Source organism: Pseudoxanthomonas spadix (assembly GCF_003703395.1).
GTDB classification, from domain to species: domain Bacteria; phylum Pseudomonadota; class Gammaproteobacteria; order Xanthomonadales; family Xanthomonadaceae; genus Pseudoxanthomonas_A; species Pseudoxanthomonas_A spadix.
The window spans coordinates 448,433-475,335 of sequence record NZ_RDQN01000003.1; the positions used below are offsets into that span (position 1 = coordinate 448,433).

Consider the following 26,903-nt stretch of genomic DNA (forward strand, 5'->3'; position numbering starts at 1 on the left):
TTGATGACTTGCCTGCTCGAGCACACGCTGAAGCATCTGGAAAAGCTGGTGTCCTTCGACACCCGCAACCCGCCGCGTGCGATCGGCACCGGCGGCATCTTCGATTACCTGCGCGCGAACCTGCCCGGCTTCAACGTGGAAGTGATCGACCACGGCGCCGGCGCGGTCAGCCTGTATGCGGTGCGTGGTGCGCCCCGGTACCTGTTCAACGTGCACCTGGACACGGTGCCCGATTCGCCGCACTGGAGCGCCGATCCGCACGTGTTGCGGCGCGCATCGGACCGCGTGATCGGCCTGGGCGCGTGCGACATCAAGGGCGCGGCCGCCGCGCTGCTGACTGCGGTCAACGCCGGCCAGGGCGATGCGGCGCTGCTGTTTTCTTCCGACGAGGAAGCCAACGATCCGCGCTGCATCGCCGCGTTCCTGGCGCGCGGCCTGCCCTACAGGGCGGTGCTGGTGGCCGAGCCGACGATGGGTGAGGCAGTGCTGGCCCATCGCGGGATCAGTTCGGTGCTGATGCAGTTCGCCGGCCGCGCCGGGCATGCGGCGGGCGAGCAGGATCCGGCGGCCAGCGCGCTGCACCAGGCCATCGGCTGGGGCTGCCGGGCGCTGGATCATGTGCAATCGCTCAGCCACGCGCGTTTTGGCGGACTGACCGGGCTGCGCTTCAACATCGGCCGGCTCGAAGGCGGGATCAAGGCCAACATGATCGCGCCGCAGGCCGAGCTGCGCTTCGGTTTCCGCCCGTTGCCATCGATGGACGTGGACCAGCTGCTGGAAACCTTCGCAGGATTGGCCGAACCGGCCGCGGCCGGCTTCACCGAAACCTTCCGCGGGCCGAGTCTGCCGGCCGGCGACATCGCCCGCGCCGAGGACAAGCGCCTGGCTGCGCGCGAGGTGGCCGATGCGCTGGACCTGCCGATCGGCAACGCGGTGGATTTCTGGACCGAGGCCTCGCTGTTTTCGGCCGCTGGCTACACCGCGCTGGTCTATGGCCCGGGCGATATCGCCCAGGCGCACACCGCCGATGAGTTCGTGGCCCTGGCACAGCTGCAGCGCTACGCCGAATCGGTGCATCACATCATCAACGGGCGCTGAGTCTCCAGCGCGCCAAGCCGGCCTGCGCGCCGCCCGCCACCTTCTTAGAGCCCCACCGCACACCGTGAACATTCCCGCCAGCCACGCCCAGACCCGCCAGACCATCGTCCGCCTGCTTTCGAGCATGGCCAGCGCCAAGGAAATCAGCCAGTACCTCAAGCGTTTCTCGCAGCTCGATGCCAAGCGCTTTGCGGTGGTCAAGGTCGGCGGCGCGGTGCTGCGCGACGAGCTGGACGACCTGACCTCCTCACTGACCTTCCTGCAGGAGGTCGGCCTGACCCCGATCGTGCTGCACGGCGCCGGCCCGCAGCTGGATGCGGAACTGTCGGCCGCCGGGATCGAGAAGCAGACCATCAATGGTCTGCGCGTGACCTCGCCCAAGGCCCTGGCGATCGTGCGCAAGGTGTTCCAGGCGTCCAACCTCAAGCTGGTCGAGGCGCTGCAGGCCGCCGGCGCGCGTGCCACCTCGATCACCGGCGGGGTGTTCGAAGCCGACTACCTGGACCAGGACACCTATGGCCTGGTCGGTGAGGTCAAGGGCGTCAACCTGGCGCCGATCGAGGCCAGCCTGCAGGCCGGTTCGATCCCGGTGATCACCAGCCTGGGCGAAACCCCGTCCGGGCAGATCCTCAACATCAACGCCGACTTTGCCGCCAACGAGCTGGTGCGCGAACTGCAGCCGTACAAGATCATCTTCCTCACCGGCACCGGCGGCCTGCTGGACCAGAACGGCAAGGTGATCGACTCGATCAACCTGTCCACCGAGTACGCGCACCTGATCGCCCAGCCGTGGATCCACGGTGGCATGCGGGTCAAGATCGAGCAGATCAAGGACCTGCTGGACAAGCTGCCGATGGAATCCTCGGTGTCCATCACCCGCCCGGCGGACCTAGCCAAGGAGCTGTTCACCCACAAGGGCTCGGGCACCCTGGTGCGGCGCGGCGAGCGCGTGCTCAAGGCCACCTCCTGGGATGAACTGGACCTGCCCAGGCTCAGGGCGCTGATCGAATCCAGCTTTCGCCGCACCCTGGTGCCGGATTACTTCGACAAGACCCCGCTGCTGCGCGCCTACGTCAGCGAGAACTATCGTGCCGCGATCATCCTCACCGAGGGCGCGGGCATGGTGTACCTGGACAAGTTCGCGGTGTCCGACGACGCGCAGGGCGAAGGCCTGGGCCGTGCGGTCTGGAACGTGATGCGCGAGCAGACCCCGCAGCTGTTCTGGCGCTCGCGCCACAACAATCAGGTCAACATTTTCTACTATGCCGAGTCCGACGGCTGCTTCAAGCAGGAGAAGTGGAAGGTGTTCTGGTATGGCATGGACGACTTCGACCAGATCAAGCGGTGCGTGGCCCACTGCGCCACGCGCGTGCCGACCCTGGAGGGCTGAATGACTTCCAAGACGCGCTTTACCGTGGGCATCATCGGCGCACGCGGCCATACCGGCGCCGAGCTGATCAAGCTGATCGCCCACCATCGGCAGCTGGAACTGGCGTTCGTGTCCTCGCGCGAACTGGCCGGACAGCCGGTCGCCGACCACAGCGATGCCTACGCCGGCCCGCTGCACTATGAAAACCTCGATCCCGATGCGGCCGCGGCCAAGGGCGCCGACGCGGTGATCCTGGCGCTGCCCAACGGCAAGGCCGAGCCCTACGTCAAGGCGATCGACGCCACCGCGCCACAGACGATCATCGTCGACCTGTCGGCCGATTACCGCTTCGATCCGGGCTGGTACTACGGCCTGCCCGAGCTGACCCGTGGCAAGTACGCCGGGCAGCGGCGCATCAGCAATCCGGGCTGTTATGCCACCGCGATGCAGCTGGCGATCGCGCCGCTGCTGGACCAGCTGGCCGGCCCGCCGGTGTGCTTTGGCGTGTCGGGCTATTCCGGCGCCGGCACCACGCCTTCGGACCGGAACGACCCGGCGCTGCTGCGCGACAACCTGATGCCGTATGCGCTGACCAACCACCTGCACGAACGCGAGGTCTCCGCGCAACTGGGCCTCCCGGTGGAGTTCATGCCGCACGTGGCGCCGCATTTCCGCGGCATCACCATGACCGTCAACCTGTGGCTGCAGCAGCCGATGACGCGCGAGGACATCAAGGCGCGCTACCAGGCCCGTTACGCCGGCGAGCCGCTGATCGAGGTGATCGATGAAGCGCCGTGGGTCAGCCGCATCGCCGGCCGCCACGGCGTGCAGATCGGCGCGTTCGCCACTGCGCCGGGCAACAAGCGCGTGGTCATCGTCTCGACCCTGGACAACCTGCTCAAGGGCGCGGCCACCCAGGCCATGCAGAACCTCAACCTGGCCCTGGGCCTGGATGAGCTGACCTCCATTGCGCATTGAAATCGTGGGCGCCGCTTCAGCGGCGATGGGCTGTCCCCTCGGACCCCATCGCCGCTGAAGCGACTCCCACATCAAGCAAGACACAGGCATCGATGCTGGCAATGGCCGGCATCGCAGGAGAACACCAATGACCAACCTGCTCTGGCAAAAGCCCGGCGTTGCAGTGGACGCGAAGATCCAGGCCTTCCTGGCCGGTGACGACGTGATCCTGGACCGCGAGTTCTTCCTCTACGACATCGCCGCCAGCACCGCCCATGCCGAGGGCCTGCAGCACATCGGCATCCTCTCGCCGGAAGAACTGGATGGGCTCAAGCGCGAACTGGCCATACTGGCCGACGATTTCCGCAGCGGTGCGTTCGTGCTGGATGAGCAGTACGAAGACTGCCATTCGGCCATCGAGGCGCGCCTGACCGAACGCCTGGGCGATGCCGGTCGCAAGATCCACACCGGGCGCAGCCGCAACGACCAGATCCTGGTGGCCACCCGTCTGTGGCTGAAGGACAAGCTGCAGGCCGTGGCCCAGCTGAGCCGCGAGGTCGCCAAAGTGGCGCTGGACCGCGCGGAGGCGGAAAAGGACCTGCCGATTCCCGGCTACACCCATATCCAGCGCGCAGTGGTGTCCTCGGCGGGCATGTGGTGGGCCGGCTGGGCCGAAGGCTTCATCGACAACGCGGTGCGCGCGGCCGATACCTTGCGGCTGGTGGACTGCAATCCGCTGGGGACCGCGGCCGGCTACGGCGTCAACCTGGCACTGGACCGTGCGCACACCACGGCCGCGCTGGGCTTTGCGCGGATGCAGGTCTCACCGATCTACGCCCAGCTTTCGCGCGGCAAGTTCGAACTGGCCGCACTGGAAGCCCTCGGCGCGGCCACCCTGGACCTGCGCCGCATCGCCTGGGACCTGTCGCTGTTCACCAGCGCCGAGTACGGCTTCGTGGCGCTGCCGGCGCAGTACACCACCGGCAGTTCGATCATGCCCAACAAGCGCAACCCGGACGTGATCGAGCTGATGCGCGCCACCCACGCCAGCGTGGCCGCCGCGCGCACCGGGATCGAACAGCTGCTGTCGCTGCCCTCGGGCTATCACCGGGACCTGCAGGGCAGCAAGGGCGCGATCGTGCATGGCTTCGGCCGCGGCCTGGCGGCGCTGGAACTGCTGCCGGCGCTGCTGGCCAACCTGGAGTGGCGGCCCGACAAGCTGCGCGCGGCGATCGATTCGGGCATGTATGCAACGGACGTGGCGGTTGAGGCAGCCATTGCGGGCGTGCCGTTTCGCGAGGCGTACCGGGCCGCTGCGGCGGCTTCGGACACTGCCGGGCAGGGGCGTACGCCGGAAGCCAGCCTGGCGGCGCGGGTGTCGCCGGGGGCGGCAGCGGACTTGAAGCTGGAGGTGTTGCTGGCGCGGTGGGAGGGGTTGGAAGGGTGAGGGGCGAAGCCGGCCCGAAGGGCAGGCACATGGATGTGCCGAGTCGAACTGATAATGGAATACGCCGCCTGACACGCGGCATCGCAATCCACCCCTCCCATCGATCGAGCGCATGAACGACACCGCTTCCCTGGTTGCCACGCCTTTCACCCCGCAGCCGATCCCGACCTGGCGGCGGGCGGTGCTCAAGGTGGGCAGCAGTCTGCTGGCCGCCGATGGCGTGGGCCTGTCGCCGCGTTTCGCGCTGGGGTTGGCGCAGTTCGTCTCGGCGCACGTGCAGGCCGGGCGCGAAGTGGTGATCGTGTCTTCCGGCGCGGTCGCGGCCGGGCGGGCGATCGTGCCCAGGGTGGCCGACGCGGGCGGGGCGATCGCCGCGCGCCAGGCGCTGGCCGCGTTGGGTCAGGCGCAGCTGATCGCGCTGTGGCAGCGTTTTTTCGAACGTCCGGTCGCCCAGGTGCTGCTGACCCACGACGACCTGCGCAATCGCCGCCGCTACCTCAATGCGCGCGCCACGCTGCTGGAATTGCTGCGATTGGGCACCCTGCCGGTGATCAACGAGAACGACACCGTCTCGGTGGACGAGCTCAAGCTGGGCGACAACGACAACCTGGCGGCCATCGTCGCCGCGCTGGTCGATGCCGATGCCCTGTTCATCGCCACCGACATCGATGGGCTGTACACCGCCGATCCGCGCAGCAACCCGGCCGCGCGCCCGCTGGATGAAGTGCAGCTGCTGACGCCGGAGGTGTTGGCCATGGCCGGCGGCAGCGGCAGCAGTGTCGGCACCGGCGGCATGCGCACCAAGCTGGAGGCCGCCGCCAAGGCCGGTGCGGCCGGCGTGGAGACCTACCTGTTCAACGGCCGCAATGCCGAGGTCGTGCGCGGCCTGGCGCAGGACCGACTGAGCGGCACGCGCATCCATGCCGCGCAGACCCGCATCGCCGCGCGCAAGGGCTGGCTGCGGCACGCGCCGGTCGAACCGGGCGCGATCCTGATCGATGCCGGCGCCGCCGCGGCGCTGGTCGAAAAGGGCGCATCGCTGCTGCCCGGTGGCGTGACCGGCGCCGAAGGCGATTTCCGCCGCGGCGACATGGTGCTGGTGCGCACCGGCGACGCCGACGGTCAGCGCCCGCTGGCGCGCGGCATCGCCCAGTATTCGGCGGCCGACATCCGCCGCATCGCCCGCCGCCATTCGCGTGACATCGAGGCCGTGCTGGGCTACAGCTATGGTGAGAACGTGATCCACCGCGACGACCTGGTGCTGTTGGCCAGCGCCGCTCCACTTCCGAGGACTCCACGATGAGCGACATCAAGACCCAGGCGCTGGCCTGCCGCGAAGCCTCGCTGACCCTGGCCCAGCTGTCCTCGGCCGACAAGGCCGCGCTGTTGGAGGCGATGGCCTCGGCCCTGGAAACCCAACAGGACGCGATCCTGTCGGCCAACGAACAGGACCTGCAGGCCGCGCGCGAAAAAGACATCGGCAGCGCCATGCTCGACCGGCTCATGCTCAATCCCGAACGCATCGCCGGCATCGCCGCGGCCTTGCGCGAGGTGGCCGCCTTGCCCGATCCGGTCGGCCAGGTCACCCGCAGCGACACCCGTCCCAACGGCATCCAGGTCAGCAAGGTGCGGGTGCCGCTGGGCGTGATTGCGATGATCTACGAGGCCCGGCCCAACGTGACCGCCGATGCGGCAGCGCTGTGCATCAAGGCCGGCAACGGCGTGATCCTGCGCGGTGGCTCGGAGGCGATCCATTCCAACACCGCCATTGCGCAGGCCCTGCAAGGCGCGCTGCGCCAGGCCGCAGTCCCCGAAGCCGCATTGACCCTGGTCACCGACCTGCGCCGGCAGACCATGCTCGAGCTGCTGCAACTGAGCGACATCGTCGACCTGGCCATCCCGCGCGGCGGCGAAGGCCTGATCCGCTTCGTCGCCGAGCACGCGCGGGTGCCGGTGATCAAGCATTACAAGGGCGTGTGCCACCTGTTCGTCGATGCCAGCGCCGATGTCGATCTGGCGCTCAAGCTGCTGGTCGATGGCAAGGTCTCGCGCCCGAGCGCCTGCAATTCATTAGAAACGCTGCTGGTGCACCAGGACATCGCGCCGGTGTTCCTGCCGCTGGCGGCCAGGGCGCTGCTGGCGCGTGGCGTTGAACTGCGCGGCGATGAGGCCACCCGCAGGCTGGTGGCTGAGGCCAAGCCCGCCTCGGAGGAGGACTACGCCGCCGAATTCCTGGACCTGATCCTGGCCGTGCGCGTGGTCCCGGACCTGGCCGAGGCGATCGCCCACATCCGCCATTACGGCTCGGACCACACCGAGGTGATCGCCACCGCCGATGAAGCCAACGCCACCGCCTTCGTCGCGGCACTGCGCGCGGCGGTGGTGATGGTCAACGCGTCCTCGCGGTTCTCCGACGGCGGCGAGCTCGGCCTGGGCGCGGAGATCGGCATTTCCACCACGCGCCTGCATTCCTACGGGCCGATGGGCCTGGAAGCGCTCACCGTCGAGCGCTTCGTCGTCCACGGACAGGGCCAGACCCGGGTGCCGATCCGCGTGGACTGAAACCCGCTGCGGCAGAGGCCACCTGGCTGCGGATCGCTCTCGCGCATGGATGTTGTGCATTGCGTCAAATAGTGACGTATGTCGCATCTTCACGGCGCTGACACCAACCGCGAATCAAGCGCTTGAATTTGGCATGAAACATGCGTAAGCGAGGCACCCCCTCGCTTGGCAAGGCCATGCAGCAACCTGAAACTTATACCCCCGTCTTTGGCGTGGAAGCCGCCCCCACGGCGCCAGGCGGAGCACCGGTGCCCGTGCGACGGCCCCGGCACTTCTATGTCCCGGTCCGCGCGAAATTCGCGCTGGTCCTGGTGGTGGCGCTGCTGTGGACGGTGCTCAGCGTCGTGTTGTCCATGCGCTGGCTGCATGACCTGTCCCAGCCGCTGGGCCTGGCGCTGGCACTGCTGGTGATCGCGTTCATTGCCTATGTCCCGGGCTTCATGAACGCATTTCTGATCGGTTCGATCCTGGCCGACCGGCGCCCGCCGCGGCGGGCGCTGGCTGCCTATCCGGACATCTGCGTGCTGGTGGCCTGCTACAACGAGGGCAACAACATTGCCGAGACCCTGGCCAGCTTCGCCCGCCAGGATTATGCGGGAGACGTGGAAGTGGTCGTCATCGACGATGGATCCACTGACGACAGCCTGGTGATCGCGCAGGCAGCCGCGCGCATCCACACCCGGCCCGGCCTGCAGATCCGGGTGCTGGCCCAGCCACGCAACGGGGGCAAGTCCAAGGCGCTGAACCGTGGACTGAGGGAAACCGCGCGCGAACTGGTCATCACCGTCGATGGCGACTGCTGCCTGCGCGCGGACGCACTGCGCAAACTGGTCGGCCGTTACCTGTCCGATCCACCCAACACCGTGGCCGTGGCTGGTGCGGTCCTGGTGGCCAACTCACGCGAGAACCTGCTCACGCGCGCGCAGGAGTGGGACTACTTCCATGGCATCGCCGCGGTCAAGCGGGTGCAGAGCATGTACCACGGCACCCTGGTCGCCCAGGGCGCGTTCTCCTTGTATACGCGCACCGCCTTGAACCAGGCCGGGGGCTGGCCCGAATGCGTGGGCGAGGACATCGTCCTGTCCTGGGCGCTGCTGAAGACCGGCGCGCGGATCGGCTATTGCGAGGACGCCTGCCTGTTCACCAAGGTGCCGCCCACGCTGAGGCAGTTCTCGCGCCAGCGCCAGCGCTGGTCGCGCGGCTTGATGGAGGCCTTCGCCCGCCATGGCGGCCTGCTGCTGAAGCCGCGCATGAGCACGCTGTTCATCTGGTGGAACCTGCTGTTCCTGCCACTGGACCTGATCTACACGCTGGCCTTCATCCCCGGCCTGGTGCTGGCGCTGTTCGGCGTGTACTGGATCGCCGGGCCGATGACCTTGCTGGTGCTGCCGCTGGCGATGATCTGGAACCTGGTGATCTTCCGCGTGCAGGCGATGATGTTCCGCAGAGAAGGCCTGAAGGTGCGGCGCAACTTCACCGGCTTCCTGTTCTACAGCCTGGCCTACACGATGATCCTGCAGCCGGTGTGCGTGCTGGGCTACGCCAAGGAGGCCCTGGGCCTGCGCAAGACCTGGGGAACGAAATGAGCCATGCATTGAAGGCGCTGGCGATGGTGTGCGCGCTGGTGCCGGCCGCCGCGGCGGCCCAGGCGCAGGACCGGCAGGCTGCGCGGGCAGGGGTGATGGCCAGTTCCGACTCGGACGGCAACCACACCACCAAGACCAGCCTGGGCTGGGACTGGCGCTACGCCGCCCCCGACCAGTGGAGCGGCGTGCAGGTCCAGGACGCGCGCTTTTCCGGCGATGGCTGGCGCAAGCAGGAGCAGCGTGTCTACCTGGACGCCGCTGGCGCGGCGCGCAGCTGGCGCTGGGAGGGCAAGGTGGGTAGCAACGGCCACCGACTGCTGGGCAGCGGCACGATCCATAGCCAGGATGCCTATCGCAAGGAATTTTTCGCCGAGCGTGACGTGCTGGAGACGCGCCAGGGCGTGCGCCATGGCTGGGTCCAGACCTATGCCGGCGCGGCGCTGGACCTGCCCCTGTCCGAGCGCTGGAGTGGCACCGTGCTTGGCGGGCTCCAGGACTTCGGCGTCGGCGACAACCTGCGCACGCACGTGCGCGCCAACCTGACCTTCGCATTGTTGCCGCAGCAGGGCCTCAGCCTGCAACTGCGCACGCGCTACTTCCACGACAGCCACACCGGCGAGGCCGACTACTTCGCTCCCGGCGACTACCGGCAGGCGTTGGGCGTGCTGGCCTGGCGCCGCTACGTGGGGGGCCACCAATGGTTTGCCCGCGGCGGCCTGGGCCGGCAGCGCAGCGGTGGCGATGGGTGGCGACAGGCACGCCTGCTTGAGTTCGGCGTGGACACCGCGCGCTGGAAACAGGCGTGGCTGCGGCTGGACGCCGGCTACAGCGACATGCCGGCCATCAACGGCAGTACCGATAGCGGTTACGACTACCGCTATGCCCAGCTACAGCTGCGCTACGCATTCTGACGCGGGTCCCCCAGACCTGCCGGTGCGCGCGACGCATCCACCCCGAAGCGGATCTCTGTGCGGGCGGCAGGGGTGCCATCAGTGGGGTCCCCAGGGGGAATCGCCGCGCATAGACTGTCGGCTCGGTCATCTTGCAGGAACGCCCCCACGATGCGTCAGTCCGCGCTGCTTCCTTCGCTGTTGTCCCTGCTGCTTGCCGCGGCCCTGCCCGTGGCCGGCCTGGCGCAGACCGCGCCGATGACCCCGGACATCACCGGCAAGGACTTCGTCGCACCCGATGCGGCCAACGATTACCTCAAGCGCGTGGTGGAGATCCCCATGCGCGACGGGGTCAAGCTGCACACCGTGATCGTGATCCCCAGGGGCGCCACCCATGCGCCGATGCTGCTCACGCGCACCCCGTACAACGCCGATGGCCGCACCGCGAGGATGGAGTCGCCACACATGCGCAACCTGCTGGCGCAGGGTGATGAGGTGTTCGTCGATGCAGGCTATATCCGGGTGATCCAGGACGTGCGCGGCAAGTACGGCTCGCAGGGCGACTACGTGATGACCCGGCCGCTGAGGGGGCCGCTCAACGGCACCGACGTGGACCATGCCACCGATGCGTGGGACACCATCGACTGGCTGGTCAAGCACGTCCAGCAGTCCAACGGCAAGGTCGGCATGCTGGGCTCATCGTACGAAGGCTTCACCGTGGTGATGGCACTGACCGACCCGCATCCGGCGTTGAAGGTCGCCAGCCCGATGAGTCCGATGGTCGATGGCTGGATGGGCGATGACTGGTTCAGCTATGGCGCGTTCCGCCAGATCAACTTCGACTACTTCACCGGCCAGCTGTCCAAGCGCGGCAAGGGCAGCCGCATCGCCCGCCAAGGCTACGACGACTACAGCAACTTCCTGCGTGCCGGCTCGGCCGGTGACTACGCCAGGGCCGCCGGGCTGGAGCAGCTGCCGTGGTGGCACAAGCTGACCGAGCACCCCGCCTACGACGCGTTCTGGCAGGAACAGGCGCTGGACAAGGTGATGGCCAGGACCCCGATCAGGGTGCCGACCATGTGGCTGCAGGGCCTGTGGGACCAGGAGGACATGTACGGCGCCAACCACAGCTACGCGGCGATGGAGGCGCGCGACAAGGGCAACGACAGGAACTACCTGGTCATGGGCCCGTGGCGCCACAGCCAGGTCAACTACGACGGCAGCAGCCTGGGCGCCCTGAAGTGGGATGGCGACACCGCGCTGCAGTTTCGCCGCGACGTGCTGCTGCCGTTCTTCAACCAGTACCTGGTCGACGGCGCGCCCAGGGCCGACACGCCGCCGGTGCTGATCTACGACACCGGCGCCAACCACTGGGATCGCCTGAAATCCTGGCCGCAAGTGTGCAGCGAAGGCTGCAAGGCCAAGCCCAGGGCGCTGTACCTGGGCGCAGGCGGCAAGCTTTCGTTCGACGCCCCGGCCGCCGGCCAGGCCGAATACGACGCGTACCTGTCCGACCCGGCCAAGCCGGTGCCGTTCGTGCCGCGCCCGGTGGACTTCGCCGACCGCGACATGTGGACGAGCTGGCTGGTGAAGGACCAGCGCTTCGTCGATGGCCGGCCGGACGTGCTGACCTACGTCTCCGAGCCGCTGGCCAAACCGCTGAAGATCGCCGGCCGCCCGCAGGTCAACCTGCAGGCCTCCACCAGCGGCAGCGACAGCGACTGGGTGGTCAAGCTGATCGACGTCGGCCCGGACCAGGTCGCTTCGGATCCGAAGATGGGCGGCTACCAGCTGCCGGTGGGCATCACCATCTTCCGCGGCCGCTATCGCGAGCGCTTCGAGCATCCCAAGGCGATCACGCCCAATGCGACGCTGGCCTACGACTTCGAGCTGCCCAACGCCAACCACACCTTCGGCAAGGGCCACCGAATCATGGTCCAGGTGCAGTCCAGCCTGTTTCCGCTGTATGACCGCAACCCGCAGACCTACGTGGACAACATCTTCTTCGCCAGGCCGGCCGACTACCAGACGGCCACCCAGCGCATCTGGCACACGCCGCAGCAGGCCAGCTTCATCAGCCTGCCGGTGGAATGAAACCCCGCGCCAGCGGCATCCGCACGGCCGTGCCGTGACGCGTCGCCGGCGGAGTGCGGCGCAGTCCAGGGCGCGGTTGCCGCTGCCGAACGCATTCCGTTTTTCGTGACGTGACACGCCGGTAAAACCCTGGAGCCGGCATGCAGCGCAGTTCAGCGTTGCCAAAGGCGATTCATGCCGCTGCCTGGATCAACGCTCCAGGTTGAACTCCACCGGAATGTCGACCGCGGCGGGCACCGGTTCGCCGTCCTCGATCGCCGGGTCGAAGCGCCATTTGCGCACCGCCTCCATTGCCGCCCGGTCAAGCTCGCGCGACCGGCTGCTCTGGATCAGGGCCACGCCGCCGGGCCTGCCTTGCGCGTCGACCTGGATGCGCAGCACCACCGTGCCGGTCTCCCCGCGACGCAGCGCCGCGGGCGGGTAGGTCGGTGGCGGGCTTTGGCCCTCGATGGGCAGCGGCGTCACCCGGTCGGGCCGCTCGGTCGTTGCCGCTTGCGCAGCAGGGGCCTTGCTGGCGCTGGCCGGCGCCTCTTCCAGCACCGGCTGGGGCAGGGCGCTGCTGTCGCCATTGGCCTGCGCGGCATTGGCCTGCACGCCAGGCGCCGGGGCCTGCATGCCGCTGGCGCTGTCCTGCGCGGCCAGGGGTTCCGGCAGCGGCGCGATGGCGGCTTGCTCGCCGCTCTTGTCGGCCGGCTTGACCGAGTAAAAGGCGTCGTCGTTGCGGTTGCTCAGCCACACGATGCCAAACAGGGCCAGCCCGGCGAGGAAGGCGCCCAGTGCGATCCACAGTGCGCGATGCGGCAGGTGCAAGGTGAAGGCGCGGCGGCGCGGCGTGGCAGGTGACATGGCATGGGCAATGCGGCGGAAACGGCCTGCGATTCTTGCACAGCGGCCGGCCCGTTCCCGATCACGCGCCGCCGGCCGCGGACGGGCGCGGGTGGAACAGGCGATAATCCAGGGTTCTTCCACGTGCAGCCAGCCCTTGCCCATGCTTGATCCCGTCCTGCTCCGCAACCAGCCTGCCGACCTTGCCCAGCGCCTGCGCCAAACGCGCGGTTTCGACCTGGACGTGTCCGCGCTGGAATCCCTGGAAGCTCGCCGCAAGCAGCTGCAGGTGCGTACCCAGGAACTGCAGCACCTGCGCAACGCCCATTCCAAGGCGATCGGCCAGGCCAAGGCCCGCGGCGAGGATGTCGCGCCCCTGCTGGCCGAGGTCGCCGGCTTCGGCGAGGAGCTCAAGGCCTCGGAAATCGAGCTGGACCAGCTGCGCGCGCAGATCGAGGCCATCGCCATGGGCATCCCCAACCTGCCGCACGCCAGCGTGCCGCCGGGCCTGGATGAAACCGGCAACGTCGAGCAGCACCGCTGGGGCACGCCGCGCCGCTTCGATTTCCCGGTCAAGGACCATGTCGAACTGGGCGCACGCAACGGCTGGCTCGATGGCGATACCGCGGCCAAGCTGTCCGGGGCGCGCTTCACCGTGTTGCGCGGGCCGATCGCACGCCTGCACCGGGCCTTGGCGCAGCTGATGCTGGACCTGCATACCGGCGCGCATGGCTACCAGGAAGTCAACGTCCCGGTGATCGTCAACCCCGAGTCGATGCGCGGCACCGGCCAGCTGCCCAAGTTCGAGGAGGACCTGTTCCGCACCGAAGTGGGCCAGGCCACGCGCTACCTGATCCCGACCTCGGAAGTGCCGCTGACCAACATCGTGCGCGACAGCATCGTCGAGGACAGCGCGCTGCCGCTGCGCATGACCGCGCACTCGATGTGCTTCCGCGCCGAGGCCGGCAGCCACGGCCGCGACACCCGCGGCATGATCCGCCAGCACCAGTTCGAAAAGGTCGAGCTGGTCGCCATCACCCGCCCGCAGGACAGTGACGACGAGCACGAGCGCATGACCCGCTGTGCCGAAGTGGTACTGGAAACCTTGGGCCTGCCCTACCGCCGCATGCTGCTGTGCGCCGGCGACATGGGCTTCTCGGCGGCCAAGACCTACGACCTGGAGGTCTGGCTGCCCTCGCAGGAAACCTACCGCGAGATTTCCTCGATCTCCAACTGCGAGGCGTTCCAGGCCCGGCGCATGCAGGCACGCTGGCGCAATCCGGCCACCGGCAAGCCCGAGAGCGTGCACACGCTCAACGGCTCGGGCGTGGCCGTGGGCCGCTGCCTGATCGCGGTGATGGAAAACTACCAGCAGGATGACGGCAGCATCCAGGTGCCCGAGGCGCTGCGCCCGTACATGGGCGGCATCGCGCGCATCGCCTGAGCCATCCCCGCGGGCGTGGGAATGAATTCAGCCCAATTTGGTCCGATTTCGTTGTGCCAGCGGGATGCGGGTGGTTAAATAGCGAGAATCGTTCCAGATTCGGGATGGCGCCATGCAAGACCTCAATGACCTCTATTACTTCGCCATGGTCGTGGACCACGGCGGCTTCGCCGCGGCCGAACGTGCGCTGGGCATTCCCAAGTCGCGCCTGAGCCGGCGCATCAGCCAGCTGGAAACCGACATGGGGGTGCGCCTGCTGCAGCGCTCCACGCGCCGTTTCGCGGTCACCGACGTGGGCATGAGCGTGCATCGCCACGCCCAGACCATGCTGGCCGAAGCCCAGGCCGCGCGCGAAGTGGTCGATCGGCTCTCGGCCGAGCCACGCGGCGTGGTCCGGGTCAGCGTGCCGGTGGCGGTGGCGCAGATGCAGCTGCCCAGGATCCTGCCGGGGTTCCTGGACAAGTACCCCAAGGTCCGCCTGCAGCTGCACGTCAACAACCGCCGCGTGGACATCATCAACGAGGGCTACGACGTGGCCCTGCGCGTGCGCGCCAAGCTCGATGACGACGGCAGCCTGGTGATGCGCAGCTTCGGCCAGATCCAGGAACTGCTGGTGGCCAGCCCCAAGTACCTGCAGCGTGCCGGCCGCCCGCAGCGTCCGGAAGACCTGGTCGAGCACGTGACCATGTCGATGAGCGAGGACGAGGCACGCCAGCGCTGGGAACTGCACGGCCCCGATGACCAGGTGCGCAAGATCGAGCTGCAGCCGCGCCTGGCCGGTTTCGACTTCCCGCTGCTCAAGGCCATGGCCAAGGACGGATACGGCATCACCATGCTGCCGGAAACCGTGTGCGCCGACGCGGTCCGCAGCGGCGAGCTGGAGGTGGTGCTGCCCGAGTGGTCGCTGCCGCAGGGCGTGTGCCATGCGGTGTTCGCCTCGCGCCGCGGCATGCTGCCGGCGGTGCGCGTGTTCATCGACTACCTGGCCGAGCACCTGCCGCAGCAGATCGAGGACTCGCGCCTGGACTGCGGCGGCAAGTGCGTCGAACGCCTGGTCGAACTGGGCCTGCGCCAGGCCTCCTGAGCCCACCCAGGGCCTGGGCGGTACCGGCCGGCCGGCTCGACATGCGAGAATGCAAGGGCGGAATCCCGCGTGATGTCTGACCGGAAGCGTGGCCGAGTGGTTGAAGGCACTGGTCTTGAAAACCAGCAACGGGCAACCGTTCGTGGGTTCGAATCCCACCGCTTCCGCCATGAATCCAGTGAATATAAGGCCTTCAGACCTTCCTGGATTGCGTCTCTACCAAAGGATCTACCATAACCTTCGGTAACGAATTGGCGGGTGGGTCGAGAGCCGGTACGACTGGATCCGATGCAGAATTGGTAGCATTTGTGAAGATTCGGAAGGCTAGGTCCGGGGCCGGACGGCTCCCAAACACACCCAATACGAACTTGGTTGGCGCCGTCTCGCGGCAGCATTGGGCATAGAGGGATACCCTTTTTCGCGAATCGAGGCGCCATGGGAAATAGGACGACCATCTACGACAAGACGGCACGGACGATACGGACGATCAAGGAAGTAAAAAACTATTCCGAAGCACACAAGACTGCGGTGTTGTGGCACGCTTGGCTCAAGCGGTGACGGTACTCCGGCATCCCCACCTATCAGTTCAGTCAAGCCGACTGGCTTCGCCAGTCGGCTTGACTCAGGCGTAGGCCTCACCCATCCACCATGGAGATCCCAATGAGAGGCACCGCACTGATCTTCCTCATGGCATTTGCCCTCATTGGTACTGCGAGTGCGAAACAACCGGCAAAGAAGCTCACCTGTACAACTGCGCAAGGAATCAAGACGGAAGCAGAGCTGAGTACTGCGTCGGGGCAAAATACCAATATTGTCAATGTGGCTTTTGTTGGGAGGCGCCCAGGCGCAAAAGAGATCGATCGTATCCTTCGGGATTGCGTCAGGGCCGCGGCAAAGATCGACGGAACTAAGGACATCCTCGGAACCGCATGGCTCAGAAAGAAGGCTGGTGATGATCCGCTTGATGACGAAATCATCAATAATTACGGCGTCTTGAGCTACTTGTCCTATCAAGCCAGCACAAAGACCATTGAGGTTCGTCAAATGAAGCTCAAGGGGAAATAGGTGTGAGGCCTAACAATTCATTCAAGCGGAACCTGCTTCGCAGGTCGGCTTAATTCAGGCGGTAGGGCGCAATGGCACCAAACATGCACGTCGTCATTCGCTCCCTTGCAGCCATATTCTTTCTGGTCGCACCTGTTATGGCGCTCGCTCACCCTGGCGGCCTGAACGCGGAGGGCTGCCACACCAATCGGAAGACCGGTGAATACCACTGCCATCGCGGCGGCGCGTCGAGTTCACGCGCATCCAGCGCGCCACGGCAGAGTTTCGCGCCGTCCAGTCGGGCGGCCGGCGGGTCCCGCCCGTTTGCCAATTGCTCGGAGGCTCGTGCCGCCGGTGCGGCGCCGGTGCGTCGCGGTGACCCCGGATATGCGCCTAAGCTGGATCGCGACAATGATGGTGTGGGGTGCGAGTGATGTTTGGCGGGTTGCGCCCTAACAATTCGTCCAAAGCCGGCGCCGCTTTGCGGGCCTCCGCTTCTTCGGCTGCCTCAGCGAGAATCTTGAGCGTCGGCATCCTTAGCTTACCTTGGGCGATTGTTGAGGCGCTCGGTAAATTCTTCGCGGGAAATCGTCTTTGCCGTTCCGTTCCGCACTTGCGCGAGTCGACGGCTCACCTCCTGCTCCCAAGCCGTCGCTGCGTCGGCATCGGGTTGCCCGTCCAGGGTTGCCAGCAGGTCGTGCGCCAAACGGGCCCGGTCGGGCTCGGACAGGCTTTTCGCCTGGTTGAGGATCGTTTCAAGGTCGGCTGCCATCACTTGGTCCTCGCTCTCACGTTGCTGTCTTCATTCTACGCGGCGTGATACGGCGCTTCCTGCGACCGTGTGCCGCTTCGCAGGCCGCCTTACTCGGCCGCTGCCGCGCCGCCCCCGCTGACCACCGGCAGCACCAGCGCGCTGCCATCGGCACCGCCCAGCTTCACCGTGATGGTGGCCTTGCGGTAGTCCTGCGGCTGGGCCAGGAAGATGCTGGGCACATAGGTCTGTGGGTTGCGGTCGTACAGCGGGAACCAGCTGGATTGGACCTGCACCATCACCCGGTGGCCGGGCAGGAAGGTGTGGTTGGCCTGGGGCAGGGCGAAGCGGATGCCGACCGGGGTATTGGTCGGGATCGGGCTGGGATGCTCGAAGCTGTCGCGGTAGCGCCCGCGCAAGATGTCGGCCGAGACCATCAGCTGGTAGCCGGCCATCTGCGGGTCGGCCGGCGTCTGGTCGGGATAGACATCGATCAGCTTGACCACGAAGTCGCCATCGCTGCCGGTCGTGGACAGGGTCAGCGCGACCCTGGGCGCGCCGCTGATGCGCAGCGGTGCGTCCAGCACCTGGCTGACGAAGGTCAGCACGTCCGGGCGCGTGGCCGCTTCACGCTGGTCGGTGACCAGCCACTGCGGCCAGGGGTTGTCATCGTAGCCCTGGCCCTTGACCGGGCGCGGCAGGAACGGCACCGGCTTGGCCGGATCGGACGTGTATGTGGCGCTGGCGGGCGCCGCCTGCGCCTGGAAGGCCAGCTGGCCCTGGTCCTGCAGGTACAGCGGGGTGGGCTTGATGCTGCAGCCCTCGGCACAGCCCAGCGGCCAGGCCTTCAGGTGCTCCCAGTGGTTCTCGCCGGTGCGGAACACGGTGACCGGCGCCACGTCCATCGCCGGCGCGGCATCCATCAAGTAATGGTCCAGGAACGGGCGCAGGACCTGGCGGCGGAAGCTGGCCGAGGTATCGCTGCCGAACTTGACCGGGCCCAGCGCGCTGCCATCGGTGCGCTGGCCGCCGTGGTTCCAGGGGCCCATCACCAGGAACACCTTGTCGTTGCCGGTGTCCTTGGGCTCGATCGCCTCGTACACGGCCAGCGCGCCATAGATGTCCTCCTGGTCCCACAGGCCATGGACCAGCATCACCGGCACCTTGAGCGGCTCGCGGGCCAGCAGCTTGTCCACCGCCTGCTGCTGCCAGAACGCGTCGTAAGCCGGATGCGCCAGCAGCTTGCGGAAGAAGCCGTTCTGCTCCATCCCGCGCGACTTACCCAGCGCACCGGCTGAGCCGGCCTTGAGATAGAAGTCGTACTGGTCGGTGGTGGTTTCGATCCAGTCGATGGTGTTGTCGGCCGAGTTCACCTGTTCGTAGATGTAGGGCAGGCCGAACTGGCGGAAGGCGCCGTTGTGGAACCAGTCATCGCCGATCCAGCCATCGACCATCGGGTTCATCGGCACGGCCACCTTCAGCGCCGGATGCGGATGGAACAGCGCCATCAGGCTGGTGAAGCCATCGTAGGAGATGCCCAGGATGCCGACCTTGCCGTTGCTTTCCGGCACGTGCTTGACCAGCCAGTCGATGGTGTCCCAGGTATCGGTGGAATGGTCCACGCTGCTGTCGTTGAGCGGGCCGATCTGCGGCCGGTTCATCACGTAGTCGCCTTCCGAGCCGTACTTGCCGCGCACGTCCTGGACCACGCGGATGTAGCCGTCCTTGTCGAACAGCTCGGGAAAGTTGTCGTAGCCCTGCAGCACCGCGCCGAGCTGGTTGCTCTTGGCGTGGCTGGTCATGCCGTCGGCATCGTACGGCGTGCGGGTCAGCAGCATCGGCGCGCGCCGGGCACCGGCGGGAATCAGGATGACGGTGTGCAGCTTGACCCCGTCGCGCATCGGGATCTGGACCACGCGCCGTTCAAAATCGGCCTGCGGATCGTGGGCGACGAAGTGCGCCGGCCGGTCGCTGGCCGCCGTCCCGGTGGTCTGTGCATGGAGCGCGGCCGCGTGGCCCAGGCTCAGCAAGGCAGCCAGGCAGAAGAGCAAGGCAGGGCGGTGCAGGGGCATCAGACGCTCCGACAAGGACAGGGATGCCGCACGACCTCCAGGCCGGGACGGACGCCGGCAGCGGATGGACGTGGGAAACGGCAGCGTAGCGTGTTCCAGACTGTGGGCAAAAGCGCTTTCGCCACCCGCGTTTGCGCGGCATGGAGGCGCGCCACCGGCCCGCGCGCGGCTCAGGGGGCGGGCGGCAGCAGCGGTGCCAGCACCTCTTCCAGCTGCTCGCGGCGCCAGCCGGACAGCGCGGCCGGCCATTGGCCGCGCTCCATCAGTGCCTCCAGCCAGCGGCGCGAGGCCAGGATGCCGTCGGGCAGGCCGAGCGCGGCCGCTTGCCGGGCCACCGCGTCCTGCAATTTCTTCAGGCGTTGCTTGTCCTGGTCGGTGGCCTTGGCCAGTGGTGCCTCGGCTTCGTCTTCCAGGGGCGTGGACAGCGCCTCCCAGATCGCATCGGCCAGCTTCCTGGGGGCCTTGGGCTGCTGCTCCAGCCAGCGCGTCAACGCTTGGCGCGAGGCCGGCGGGTTGCGCGCCAGGGTCAGGGCCAGTTCGTTGTCCAGGATCCAGCTGCGCGGCCGATCGCTGGCCCGGGCCTGGGCCTCGCGCCAGCGCAACAGGCGCAGCAGCCGGCGCTGGGCGTCGGCATCGACAAACTGCGCACTGCGCATGGACAGGTGCGGCCAGCGTTCGCCACCGGCGTCGCTGGCCTGGGCGACCATGCGCGCACAGTCGGCGGCCAGCCATGCGCTGCGGCCCAGCGCGTCCAGCCTGGCCGACAGGGCCTGGTAGATCGCGCCCAGGTGGGTGACATCGTCGGCGGCGTATTCCAGCTGTGCGGCTGACAGCGGCCGGCGCAGCCAGTCCGAACGGGTCTCGCCCTTGGCCAGGGGCACGCCGGTGATCTCGGCGACCAGCTTCTGGTAGCCCAGGCCGCCGCCCACGCCGGCCAGCGCCGCGGCGATCTGGGTGTCGAACAGCGGCGAAGGCTGGGTGCCGCAGGCCCATCCCAGTGCCACCAGGTCTTCGCTGGCGCTGTGCATCACCTTGACCACATCGGGATTGGACAGCAGCGGAGCCAGCGCCTGGTTGATGCCCGGCACCAGCGGATCGACCAGCAGGATCCTGTCGCCGATGGCGATCTGGACCAGCGCCAGCTGCGGCCAGAAGGTCTTTTCGCGGATGAATTCGGTGTCCATTCCCACCCAGGCGGGCAGCTGCTGCAGGTGCGCACGCAGCGCGTCGGCGGTGTCGATCCAGAGGGTCACGCAGGTCTCTTCGGTGAATGCGGGGTTTGCCGGCTCGGGCGACAATAGCCTACCGTCCTTTGCCAACCGGCTGCCCGGCCCCACATGATCGGAGCAAGATTGCGGCGCATCGTCCCCGCCCTGCTGATGCTGGCCCTGCTGATGCTGATGCTGGCCGGCTGTGGCGAGCGCGCGGCCGATCCGGTAGCGGCGCCACAGGCCTCGCCGCCGCCCACCTCGCCGCCGGCGGCATCGGTCTCCGTGCCGCGGCGTCCCAGCGTCACCGTCAGCACCGATGCCGGCGACGAGGCCGGACTCAACTGGACCCCGCCGGCGCTGGTGCTGACCAGGGAGCAGGTGCGTCAGGCACGCCGTGATGCGGCCGCCGCCGTGCGCGCCGGCGACCTGTTCGAGGGCCCGCGTGATGCCATCCCGCTGTATCTGGCGCTGCTGCGCCTGGACCCGGAGGACCGCCTCGCCCAACGTGGCCTGGCCCGTGCGGCGAGCGCGCTGCTGGCCCAGGGCGAGCGCGCCCTGGCCGCGGCCGAGGATGACAGCCAGGCGCTGGCCCGCGCAGTGCGCATCGCAGCGGTCCTGCGCACGGTGCTTCCCGATGACACGCGCACCCAGGCCTACCTGGCCAGGCTGGACCTGGCCGAACAGCTGGCCCGGCTCAACGCCACTGGCGAGAGCCAGCTGCGCCAGGGCCTGCTGGGCGAGGGCGACGCGCCTGGCGCGCTGGACAGCTTTCGTAGCGCGCTGGAGCTGGCCCCGGGCCAGTCACGCGCCCGGCAGGGCCTGGCCGCCACCGAGAGCGCCTTCATCCGGCGCGCCGAGGACGCCGCGCGCGCCGGTGACTTTGAGGGTGCGGCGCGCTGGATGGGCTTTGCCAGCCAGGTGCGTGCCGACGCCCCGACCGTCAAGGACGCCTACGTGCGGATCGAGCAGGAGCGCGCCCGCCAGATCGCCGCCTTGCGCGATGCCGGGGTGGCCGAGCTGGCTACGCCACTGGGCCTGAAATCGGCGCGGGAAAAACTCGCTGCCGCGCTGCGCATTGCTGCGCCGGGTGATCCGGTGGTCGCCGACCTGCGCCAGCGCATCGACCTGGCGACCCATTACGGCCTGTTCCGCCCCGGCCAGGCCTTTACCGATGCGCTCGCGGGCGGCGGACGCACCCCGACCATGGTGGTGGTGCCGCACGGCGGCTTCCGCATGGGCGCTGACGAGGACGAGCCGGGCGCGACCCAGGCCGAGCAGCCGGCGCATTACGTGCGCTTCGATCGCGGCTTCGCGGTATCGCGCCATCCGGTGACGGTAGGTGAATTCCGGCGCTTCGTGCAGGCCACCGGCCACCGCGCGCGGGCCACCCGACGCGGGCACTCGATGGTCTACGACGAGCGCAGCGGCAACTTCGTGCGGCGCAGCGGCGTGGACTGGCAGTCCGGCTATGCCGGGGCCAGGGTCGGCGATGACATGCCGGTGCTGCACGTGAGCGTGCGCGACGCCGAGGCCTACGCCGACTGGCTGGCCGAGCAGACCGGCCACGGCTACCGTCTGCCCAGCGAGGCCGAGTTCGAGTACGTGCTGCGCGCCGGCACCCAGGGCCGCTATCCCTGGGGCAACGAGAACCCGCCACCGAAGGGCGTGGCCAACCTCGCCGGCGGCAACGACGTCTCGCCCAGCGGGCGGCGCTGGGCCAACGCCTTCGTCGGCTATGGCGACGGCTGGTGGGGGCCGGCACCGGTGGGCACCTTCAGGCCCAACCCCTGGGGCCTGTACGACCTGGGCGGCAACGTCAGCGAATGGGTGGCCGACTGCTGGCACGCCAGCTTCCGCCGCGCCCCGGCCGACGGCGCGGCCTGGTTCAACCCCGGCTGCCGGGCGCGGGTGGTGCGCGGTGGGGCATGGGCCAGTTCGCCGCAGCAGGCGCGGGCGGCGTGGCGCTCCTCGCAGGATTCGGACGTGACCAGTGCACGCGTGGGCTTCCGGGTGGTGCGCGGTATCTAACGCGACGTCAGCGCAGGCCCGAACCGGGCCGACGGGCCTGTCCGCCGGTGCCGGGCGACGCGACGCAGCGATCGGGCCAGGCGCAACGCGCCCTGGCTGGCATTGAGGCCGCGGGTGGCAATGCCAGGATCGTGACCGCGGCGCCAGCGAGCGCAGCCCAGGACCAGCCGCTGTCAGCGCGGCGGTGGGGCCTGCTCAGAAGCCCATGTACAACCCGCCGTTGACCGGCAGGTTGGCGCCGGTGATGTAGCCGGCGTCTTCTTCGCACAGAAAGCGCACCGCGCGGGCGATGTCGGCCGGCTCACCCAGGCGGCCGATCGGCACTGCCGCCAGGGTCTTGTCCAAGACCGCCTGCGGCATCGCCGCGGTCATTGGCGTGCGCACGTAGCCGGGCGAGACGCTGTTGACGGTGATGCCCTTGGCGGCCACCTCGCGTGCCAGCGACATGGTCAGCCCGTGCAGGCCGGCCTTGGCCGCGGCATAGTTGGCCTGGCCAAAGTTTCCGGTCTGGCCGCTGACCGAACTGATGTTGACGATGCGCCCGTAGCCGCGCGCCACCATGCCTTGGACGGCGTAATGGCACAGCTGGAAGGCGCTGGTCAGGTTGACCTGCAGCACCGCGTTCCACTGGCCAAGGTCCATCTTGCGCAGCGTGGCATCGCGGGTGATGCCGGCGTTGTTGATCAGCACGTCCAGTGCGCCAAAGCGCGCCTGCACGCGGGCCACCAGCGCTGCGCATTGCCCATCGTCGGCGACATCGGCCGGTTCGAAATGCACCGCCCCTGCGGTTGCCTCGGAAAATGCCTGCAGGCGCGCCGCGTCGGCGGGCAGGTCGGTGGCCACCACCGTGTGGCCGGTTTCGGTCAGTGCGCGGCAGATCGCCGTTCCCAGGCCACCGATGCCGCCGGTGACCAGTGCGATGCGTGGAGTCATTCGGTCTTTCCTTAACAAAAAACCCGCGCCAGGCGGGTGGGGGCGATCAAGCCGCGACGCATGTGGATCAGCGGCGCGTCTTGTTCGGCTCGCGCTGCGGCGGTGGGTCCTTGCTGGGGGTCGAAGACGGCGTCGGACGGGCGCTCGGGCTGCCCATGCCGGCGGTCATGTTGCGCTGGAACTCCTTCCAGATCTCCAGGTTGCGCTCGGTCAACTGGTTCATCATGGCCCACGGCGTCTGTCCCAGCAGGTTGCCCATCTGCTGGCGGAACTGCGCCTGCTGGTCCATGAAGACCTGCATGCTGCGTTCCAGGTAATTGCCCATGAAACCCTGCAGCGAATCGCCATAGAACCGGATGATCTGGCTGAGCAACTGGGTGGACAGCACCGGCTCGCCATCCTGCTCGCGCTCGCTGATGATCTGCATCAGCACCAGACGGGTGAGGTCCTCGCCGCTCTTGGCATCGCGGACCTCGAATTCCTCACCGTCCACGATCAGCTGGCGCACGTCCTCGATGGTGATGTAGCTGGAGATTTCGGTGTCGTAAAGACGGCGGTTGGGGTACTTCTTGATGATTCGGGTCGCAGCCATGTAGCGGTCACCTCAACCAAGGTGCGCGGAGCATGCGCCCGGGTTTTTTGCGGCGCAACCATACTTTTGGAGCGTTCCAGGTTCGGAGTTTCCGTGCCTGATGTGTGTCTGGCCACGTTTTTGCCAGCACCCGCCGGCGTTGGCCGACAGGTTGGCGGCGGTGCGGATCCGGGAGAGGACCGAGCTGCGCAGGTCCGTTGGCCTTGCCATGCGTGCCGATGCCGGGCGCGATGCGGGAAGTCATTGGGTCGATCGTTGTGCCGCAAGGCCGGGCAGTGCTGATTCTAGCAGTCTGTCGGACTTTGGTCGGCCGGGCTGCGAATCCGCCTGTGCGGTCCATCTTTCCGCCGCTTCTTGGCCCATAGCACCACTATGGGCCGGCGAACCGTCGAAAAACTGACCTCGCACAGCCGAATTCTCGCCTCGACCACCAAAGCCCGACAGGCTGCTAGTCAGCCGCATCGCCCAGGCCATGGTGCGGCGCGGCGTAGAGGGCCGGCACCGCCGGCAGCCGTGCCGGATCGAAGTGCTGCCGTGCCGCTGCCAGCGCGGCATGGGTGGTGTGGGCGCGTGCCAGCGCAGCGGGTGCCTGGCCAAGCTGGCGCCAGGCCGTGCGCATCGCCTCCAGCGCATGGGCCGCGTCCAGTGGCTGGGCCGCGTCGGACTTGGACAGCTTGCGCCCGCTGCCGTCCAGCAGCAGCGGCAGGTGCAGGTAGCGCGGCGTGGGCAGGCTGAGCGCGCGCTGCAGCAGGATCTGGCGCGGCGTCGAATCGAGCAGGTCGGCGCCACGGACCACCTCGGTGATGCCCTGGTCGGCATCGTCGACCACCACCGCCAATTGGTAAGCCCAGCAGCCATCGGCGCGACGCAGGACGAAGTCGCCAACCTCGGCCTGCACATCCTGGGTCCGCACGCCCTGCAGGCCGTCTTCGAAGGTGACAATGCTGTCACCGCCAACCTTCAGTCGTACCGCCGGATCGGGCTGTTTCCTGCGTGCCACGCAGCGATGGTGGATGCCGCCGGTCGCGGCCAGATCGGCGCGGCTGCAGTGGCATTGGAACGCCAGGCCTGTCTCCAGCAGCCGGGTCAGCGCTGCCTGGTAAGCCGCATGCCGTGTGTGTTGCCACAGCACCGGTGCATCGCTGCAAAGGCCCAGGTTTTCCAGCATTTGCAGCTGCGCGCGCGCCGCACCAGGGACTTCGCGTGGCCGGTCCAGGTCCTCCACGCGGACCAGCCATTGGCCATGGGCATGGCGCGCCAGCAGCCAGCTGCCCAGGGCAGCGAGCAGCGAGCCGGCGTGCAGCAATCCGGTCGGGGAGGGCGCGAACCGGCCCCGGTAGCAAGTCGATGGCATGGGGGAAAACTTGGCAGGAATGGCTGAATGCGCGGTCAGCAGGCAGCTTGAAGTCAACCGGTGGCGTCCACAAGATTCGCTGCAGTTCCCCCCCCCCCCCCCAATATTCCGGAGTTCCCCGTGTTGACCCGCATCGCGTTGTTCCTGCTGACCAACCTGGCCGTGCTGGCCCTGGCCAGCGTGGTGATGTCCCTGCTTGGCGTGAATCCATCCAGCATGGCGGGCCTGCTGGTGATGGCCGCGCTGTTCGGCTTTGGTGGCTCGATCATTTCACTGCTGATGTCCAAGTGGATGGCCAAGCGCGCCACCGGCGCGGTGGTCATCGACACCCCGCGCAACGAGTCCGAGCAGTGGCTGGTCCAGACCGTGCGCCGCCAGGCCCAGGCCGCCGGCATCGGCATGCCCGAAGTGGCCGTGTACGAGGCGCCGGAGATCAATGCCTTCGCCACCGGCGCCAACCGCAACAACGCCCTGGTGGCCGTGTCCACCGGCCTGCTGCGGCAGATGACCCAGGCCGAGGCCGAGGCGGTGCTGGGCCACGAAGTCAGCCACATCGCCAATGGCGACATGGTCACCATGGCCCTGCTGCAGGGTGTGCTGAACACCTTCGTGATCGTGCTGGCGCGGGTGGTCGGCGGGGTCATCGACAGCACCCTGTCCGGCAGTCGCGAGGGCGGCGGTCGCGGCATGGCCTACTACGCCATCGTGTTCGTGCTGGAGATGGTGCTGGGCCTGTTTGCCACGATGATCGCGATGTGGTTCTCGCGTCGCCGCGAGTTCCGCGCCGACCACGGCGGCGCCACCCTGGCCGGCCGGCAGAAGATGATCGCCGCGCTGGAGCGCCTGTCGACCAACTACGGCGCCAGCACGCTGCCTTCGCAGGTGGAAGCCTTCGGCATCAATGGCGGCGTCGGCCATGGCCTGAAGAAGCTGTTCCTGAGCCACCCGCCGCTGCCCGAGCGCATTGCCGCGCTGCGTGCGGCCCAGCAGCGCACCGGCACGGTGATGTAAGGAGACACCGGGGTGCGGCAGCACGCGCCGCCCGATGGCTCGGCGTTGCGGATGTGCACGGCGGCGTTTTGGGGCGGGTCAAGACCCGCCCCACGCTCGCCGTTTGCATGTGGCCATAGCTCATCGAAAAAGGCCAATCGGGAGATATGATGGTCATATCAGCAAGGGAGGCTCGCCGATGAGCAGCGCGGTTCACGTCACTGAAGCGGTGGATGCCCTGGTTGGACTGCCGACCGCGACGGCGGCCGATGTGAAGCGGCTGGGATGGCGCAAGATCATGGACACCGCCCAGTCCCAGGGTGCCGTGGTGGTGACCCATCACGGCGTGCCGGAGGGTGTGGTGGTGTCTGCGGCGGAGTTTGAGCGCATGCAAGCTGCTGGCAGGGCCGCGCAGGCCACGCAGGAGCAACTGTCTTCTCAGGCTCCTGTCATTCTCCATTCAGTTTGGTCTCTGGCCATGGCGTTGAGGCGGGTGAGCAGTACCCGCATGCAGGCGGTGATGGCGACCTTGGCGCACTTGCCCCGTTGGCGCAGGGCTTCGTATCGCGTCT

Annotated in this window: 23 protein-coding genes and 1 tRNA gene; 17 read left to right on the forward strand and 7 right to left on the reverse strand. The window is 67.9% G+C overall.

Annotated features, from left to right (window positions below; translation table 11 throughout):
- Positions 1 to 3 precede the first annotated feature (3 nt).
- The 9 genes from D9R12_RS07180 (at position 4) to D9R12_RS07220 (ending at position 12,003) form a co-directional block, all read left to right on the forward strand.
- Positions 4 to 1,098: an acetylornithine deacetylase gene (locus tag D9R12_RS07180; protein ID WP_122229353.1), complete on the forward strand. Its 1,095-nt coding sequence runs from the start codon at positions 4 to 6 to the stop codon at positions 1,096 to 1,098.
- A 64-nt stretch (positions 1,099 to 1,162) separates the two neighbouring features.
- Positions 1,163 to 2,488 (forward strand): acetylglutamate kinase, encoded by a 1,326-nt coding sequence (locus D9R12_RS07185; RefSeq protein WP_122229355.1) that lies wholly within the window; start codon positions 1,163 to 1,165, stop codon positions 2,486 to 2,488.
- Positions 2,489 to 3,445, forward strand: a complete 957-nt coding sequence (argC, locus tag D9R12_RS07190; RefSeq protein ID WP_122229357.1) for an N-acetyl-gamma-glutamyl-phosphate reductase — start codon at positions 2,489 to 2,491, stop codon at positions 3,443 to 3,445.
- A 127-nt stretch (positions 3,446 to 3,572) separates the two neighbouring features.
- A complete protein-coding gene (gene argH, locus D9R12_RS07195; RefSeq protein WP_122229358.1) occupies positions 3,573 to 4,871 on the forward strand; it encodes an argininosuccinate lyase in 1,299 nt (432 codons plus the stop codon).
- Positions 4,872 to 4,983: 112 nt separating this feature from the next.
- Positions 4,984 to 6,174, forward strand: coding sequence for a glutamate 5-kinase (proB, locus tag D9R12_RS07200; RefSeq protein ID WP_122229360.1), 1,191 nt, complete (start codon positions 4,984 to 4,986; stop codon positions 6,172 to 6,174).
- Positions 6,171 to 7,433, forward strand: a complete 1,263-nt coding sequence (locus D9R12_RS07205; RefSeq protein WP_122229362.1) for a glutamate-5-semialdehyde dehydrogenase — start codon at positions 6,171 to 6,173, stop codon at positions 7,431 to 7,433. The genes proB and D9R12_RS07205 overlap by 4 nt, the downstream gene beginning before the upstream one ends.
- Before the next feature lie 248 nt (positions 7,434 to 7,681).
- Positions 7,682 to 9,019, forward strand: a complete 1,338-nt coding sequence (locus tag D9R12_RS07210) for a glycosyltransferase family 2 protein (protein ID WP_244919630.1) — start codon at positions 7,682 to 7,684, stop codon at positions 9,017 to 9,019.
- Complete coding sequence (locus tag D9R12_RS07215; protein WP_147475061.1) at positions 9,016 to 9,930, forward strand: hypothetical protein; 915 nt, start codon at positions 9,016 to 9,018, stop codon at positions 9,928 to 9,930. The genes D9R12_RS07210 and D9R12_RS07215 overlap by 4 nt, the downstream gene beginning before the upstream one ends.
- Positions 9,931 to 10,080: 150 nt before the next feature.
- Positions 10,081 to 12,003, forward strand: coding sequence for a CocE/NonD family hydrolase (locus D9R12_RS07220; protein WP_122229368.1), 1,923 nt, complete (start codon positions 10,081 to 10,083; stop codon positions 12,001 to 12,003).
- 189 nt (positions 12,004 to 12,192) lie between these two features.
- Here the strand turns inward: D9R12_RS07220 and D9R12_RS07225 are convergent, their stop codons facing one another.
- On the reverse strand, positions 12,193 to 12,849 hold the full coding sequence (locus D9R12_RS07225; RefSeq protein ID WP_122229371.1) for an energy transducer TonB: 657 nt from the start codon (positions 12,847 to 12,849) through the stop codon (positions 12,193 to 12,195).
- Between the two features lie 142 nt (positions 12,850 to 12,991).
- On the opposite strand from D9R12_RS07225, the gene serS reads away from it, so the two are divergent.
- The 5 genes from serS (at position 12,992) to D9R12_RS16125 (ending at position 16,834) form a co-directional block, all read left to right on the forward strand.
- Complete coding sequence (gene serS / locus D9R12_RS07230; protein ID WP_122229373.1) at positions 12,992 to 14,272, forward strand: serine--tRNA ligase; 1,281 nt, start codon at positions 12,992 to 12,994, stop codon at positions 14,270 to 14,272.
- Between the two features lie 112 nt (positions 14,273 to 14,384).
- Positions 14,385 to 15,356, forward strand: coding sequence for a LysR substrate-binding domain-containing protein (locus D9R12_RS07235; RefSeq protein ID WP_014160452.1), 972 nt, complete (start codon positions 14,385 to 14,387; stop codon positions 15,354 to 15,356).
- An 82-nt stretch (positions 15,357 to 15,438) separates the two neighbouring features.
- Positions 15,439 to 15,526: transfer RNA gene (locus tag D9R12_RS07240), tRNA-Ser, on the forward strand.
- A 490-nt stretch (positions 15,527 to 16,016) separates the two neighbouring features.
- On the forward strand, positions 16,017 to 16,421 hold the full coding sequence (locus D9R12_RS07245) for a hypothetical protein (RefSeq protein WP_147475062.1): 405 nt from the start codon (positions 16,017 to 16,019) through the stop codon (positions 16,419 to 16,421).
- A gap of 137 nt (positions 16,422 to 16,558) precedes the next feature.
- Positions 16,559 to 16,834, forward strand: a complete 276-nt coding sequence (locus D9R12_RS16125; RefSeq protein ID WP_280518407.1) for an excalibur calcium-binding domain-containing protein — start codon at positions 16,559 to 16,561, stop codon at positions 16,832 to 16,834.
- A 107-nt stretch (positions 16,835 to 16,941) separates the two neighbouring features.
- On the opposite strand, the gene D9R12_RS07255 is transcribed toward D9R12_RS16125, so the two are convergent.
- From D9R12_RS07255 to rnd, 3 genes are all read right to left on the reverse strand, one after another.
- Positions 16,942 to 17,172: an addiction module protein gene (locus D9R12_RS07255; protein ID WP_210538810.1), complete on the reverse strand. Its 231-nt coding sequence runs from the start codon at positions 17,170 to 17,172 to the stop codon at positions 16,942 to 16,944.
- Positions 17,173 to 17,261: 89 nt separating this feature from the next.
- Complete coding sequence (locus D9R12_RS07260) at positions 17,262 to 19,223, reverse strand: CocE/NonD family hydrolase (RefSeq protein ID WP_122229382.1); 1,962 nt, start codon at positions 19,221 to 19,223, stop codon at positions 17,262 to 17,264.
- A 170-nt stretch (positions 19,224 to 19,393) separates the two neighbouring features.
- Complete coding sequence (gene rnd, locus D9R12_RS07265; RefSeq protein ID WP_122229384.1) at positions 19,394 to 20,476, reverse strand: ribonuclease D; 1,083 nt, start codon at positions 20,474 to 20,476, stop codon at positions 19,394 to 19,396.
- Positions 20,477 to 20,602: 126 nt separating this feature from the next.
- Here rnd and D9R12_RS07270 point away from each other — a divergent pair, with 126 nt between their 5' ends.
- Complete coding sequence (locus D9R12_RS07270) at positions 20,603 to 22,462, forward strand: formylglycine-generating enzyme family protein (RefSeq protein WP_425479065.1); 1,860 nt, start codon at positions 20,603 to 20,605, stop codon at positions 22,460 to 22,462.
- A gap of 195 nt (positions 22,463 to 22,657) precedes the next feature.
- Here D9R12_RS07270 and D9R12_RS07275 read toward each other — a convergent pair whose 3' ends face one another.
- The 3 genes from D9R12_RS07275 to gluQRS form a co-directional block, all read right to left on the reverse strand.
- Positions 22,658 to 23,395, reverse strand: a complete 738-nt coding sequence (locus D9R12_RS07275; protein WP_122229388.1) for a beta-ketoacyl-ACP reductase — start codon at positions 23,393 to 23,395, stop codon at positions 22,658 to 22,660.
- A 67-nt stretch (positions 23,396 to 23,462) separates the two neighbouring features.
- Positions 23,463 to 23,987, reverse strand: coding sequence for a polyhydroxyalkanoate synthesis repressor PhaR (gene phaR, locus D9R12_RS07280; protein ID WP_014160461.1), 525 nt, complete (start codon positions 23,985 to 23,987; stop codon positions 23,463 to 23,465).
- Between the two features lie 448 nt (positions 23,988 to 24,435).
- Complete coding sequence (gene gluQRS, locus D9R12_RS07285) at positions 24,436 to 25,341, reverse strand: tRNA glutamyl-Q(34) synthetase GluQRS (RefSeq protein ID WP_122229390.1); 906 nt, start codon at positions 25,339 to 25,341, stop codon at positions 24,436 to 24,438.
- Positions 25,342 to 25,461: 120 nt separating this feature from the next.
- On the opposite strand from gluQRS, the gene htpX reads away from it, so the two are divergent.
- Together htpX and D9R12_RS15750 are read left to right on the forward strand one after the other, a co-directional pair.
- Positions 25,462 to 26,352: a protease HtpX gene (gene htpX, locus D9R12_RS07290; RefSeq protein WP_122229392.1), complete on the forward strand. Its 891-nt coding sequence runs from the start codon at positions 25,462 to 25,464 to the stop codon at positions 26,350 to 26,352.
- A 178-nt stretch (positions 26,353 to 26,530) separates the two neighbouring features.
- A partial coding sequence (locus D9R12_RS15750) for a type II toxin-antitoxin system prevent-host-death family antitoxin (protein ID WP_170159180.1) occupies positions 26,531 to 26,903 on the forward strand: 373 nt, incomplete at its 3' end.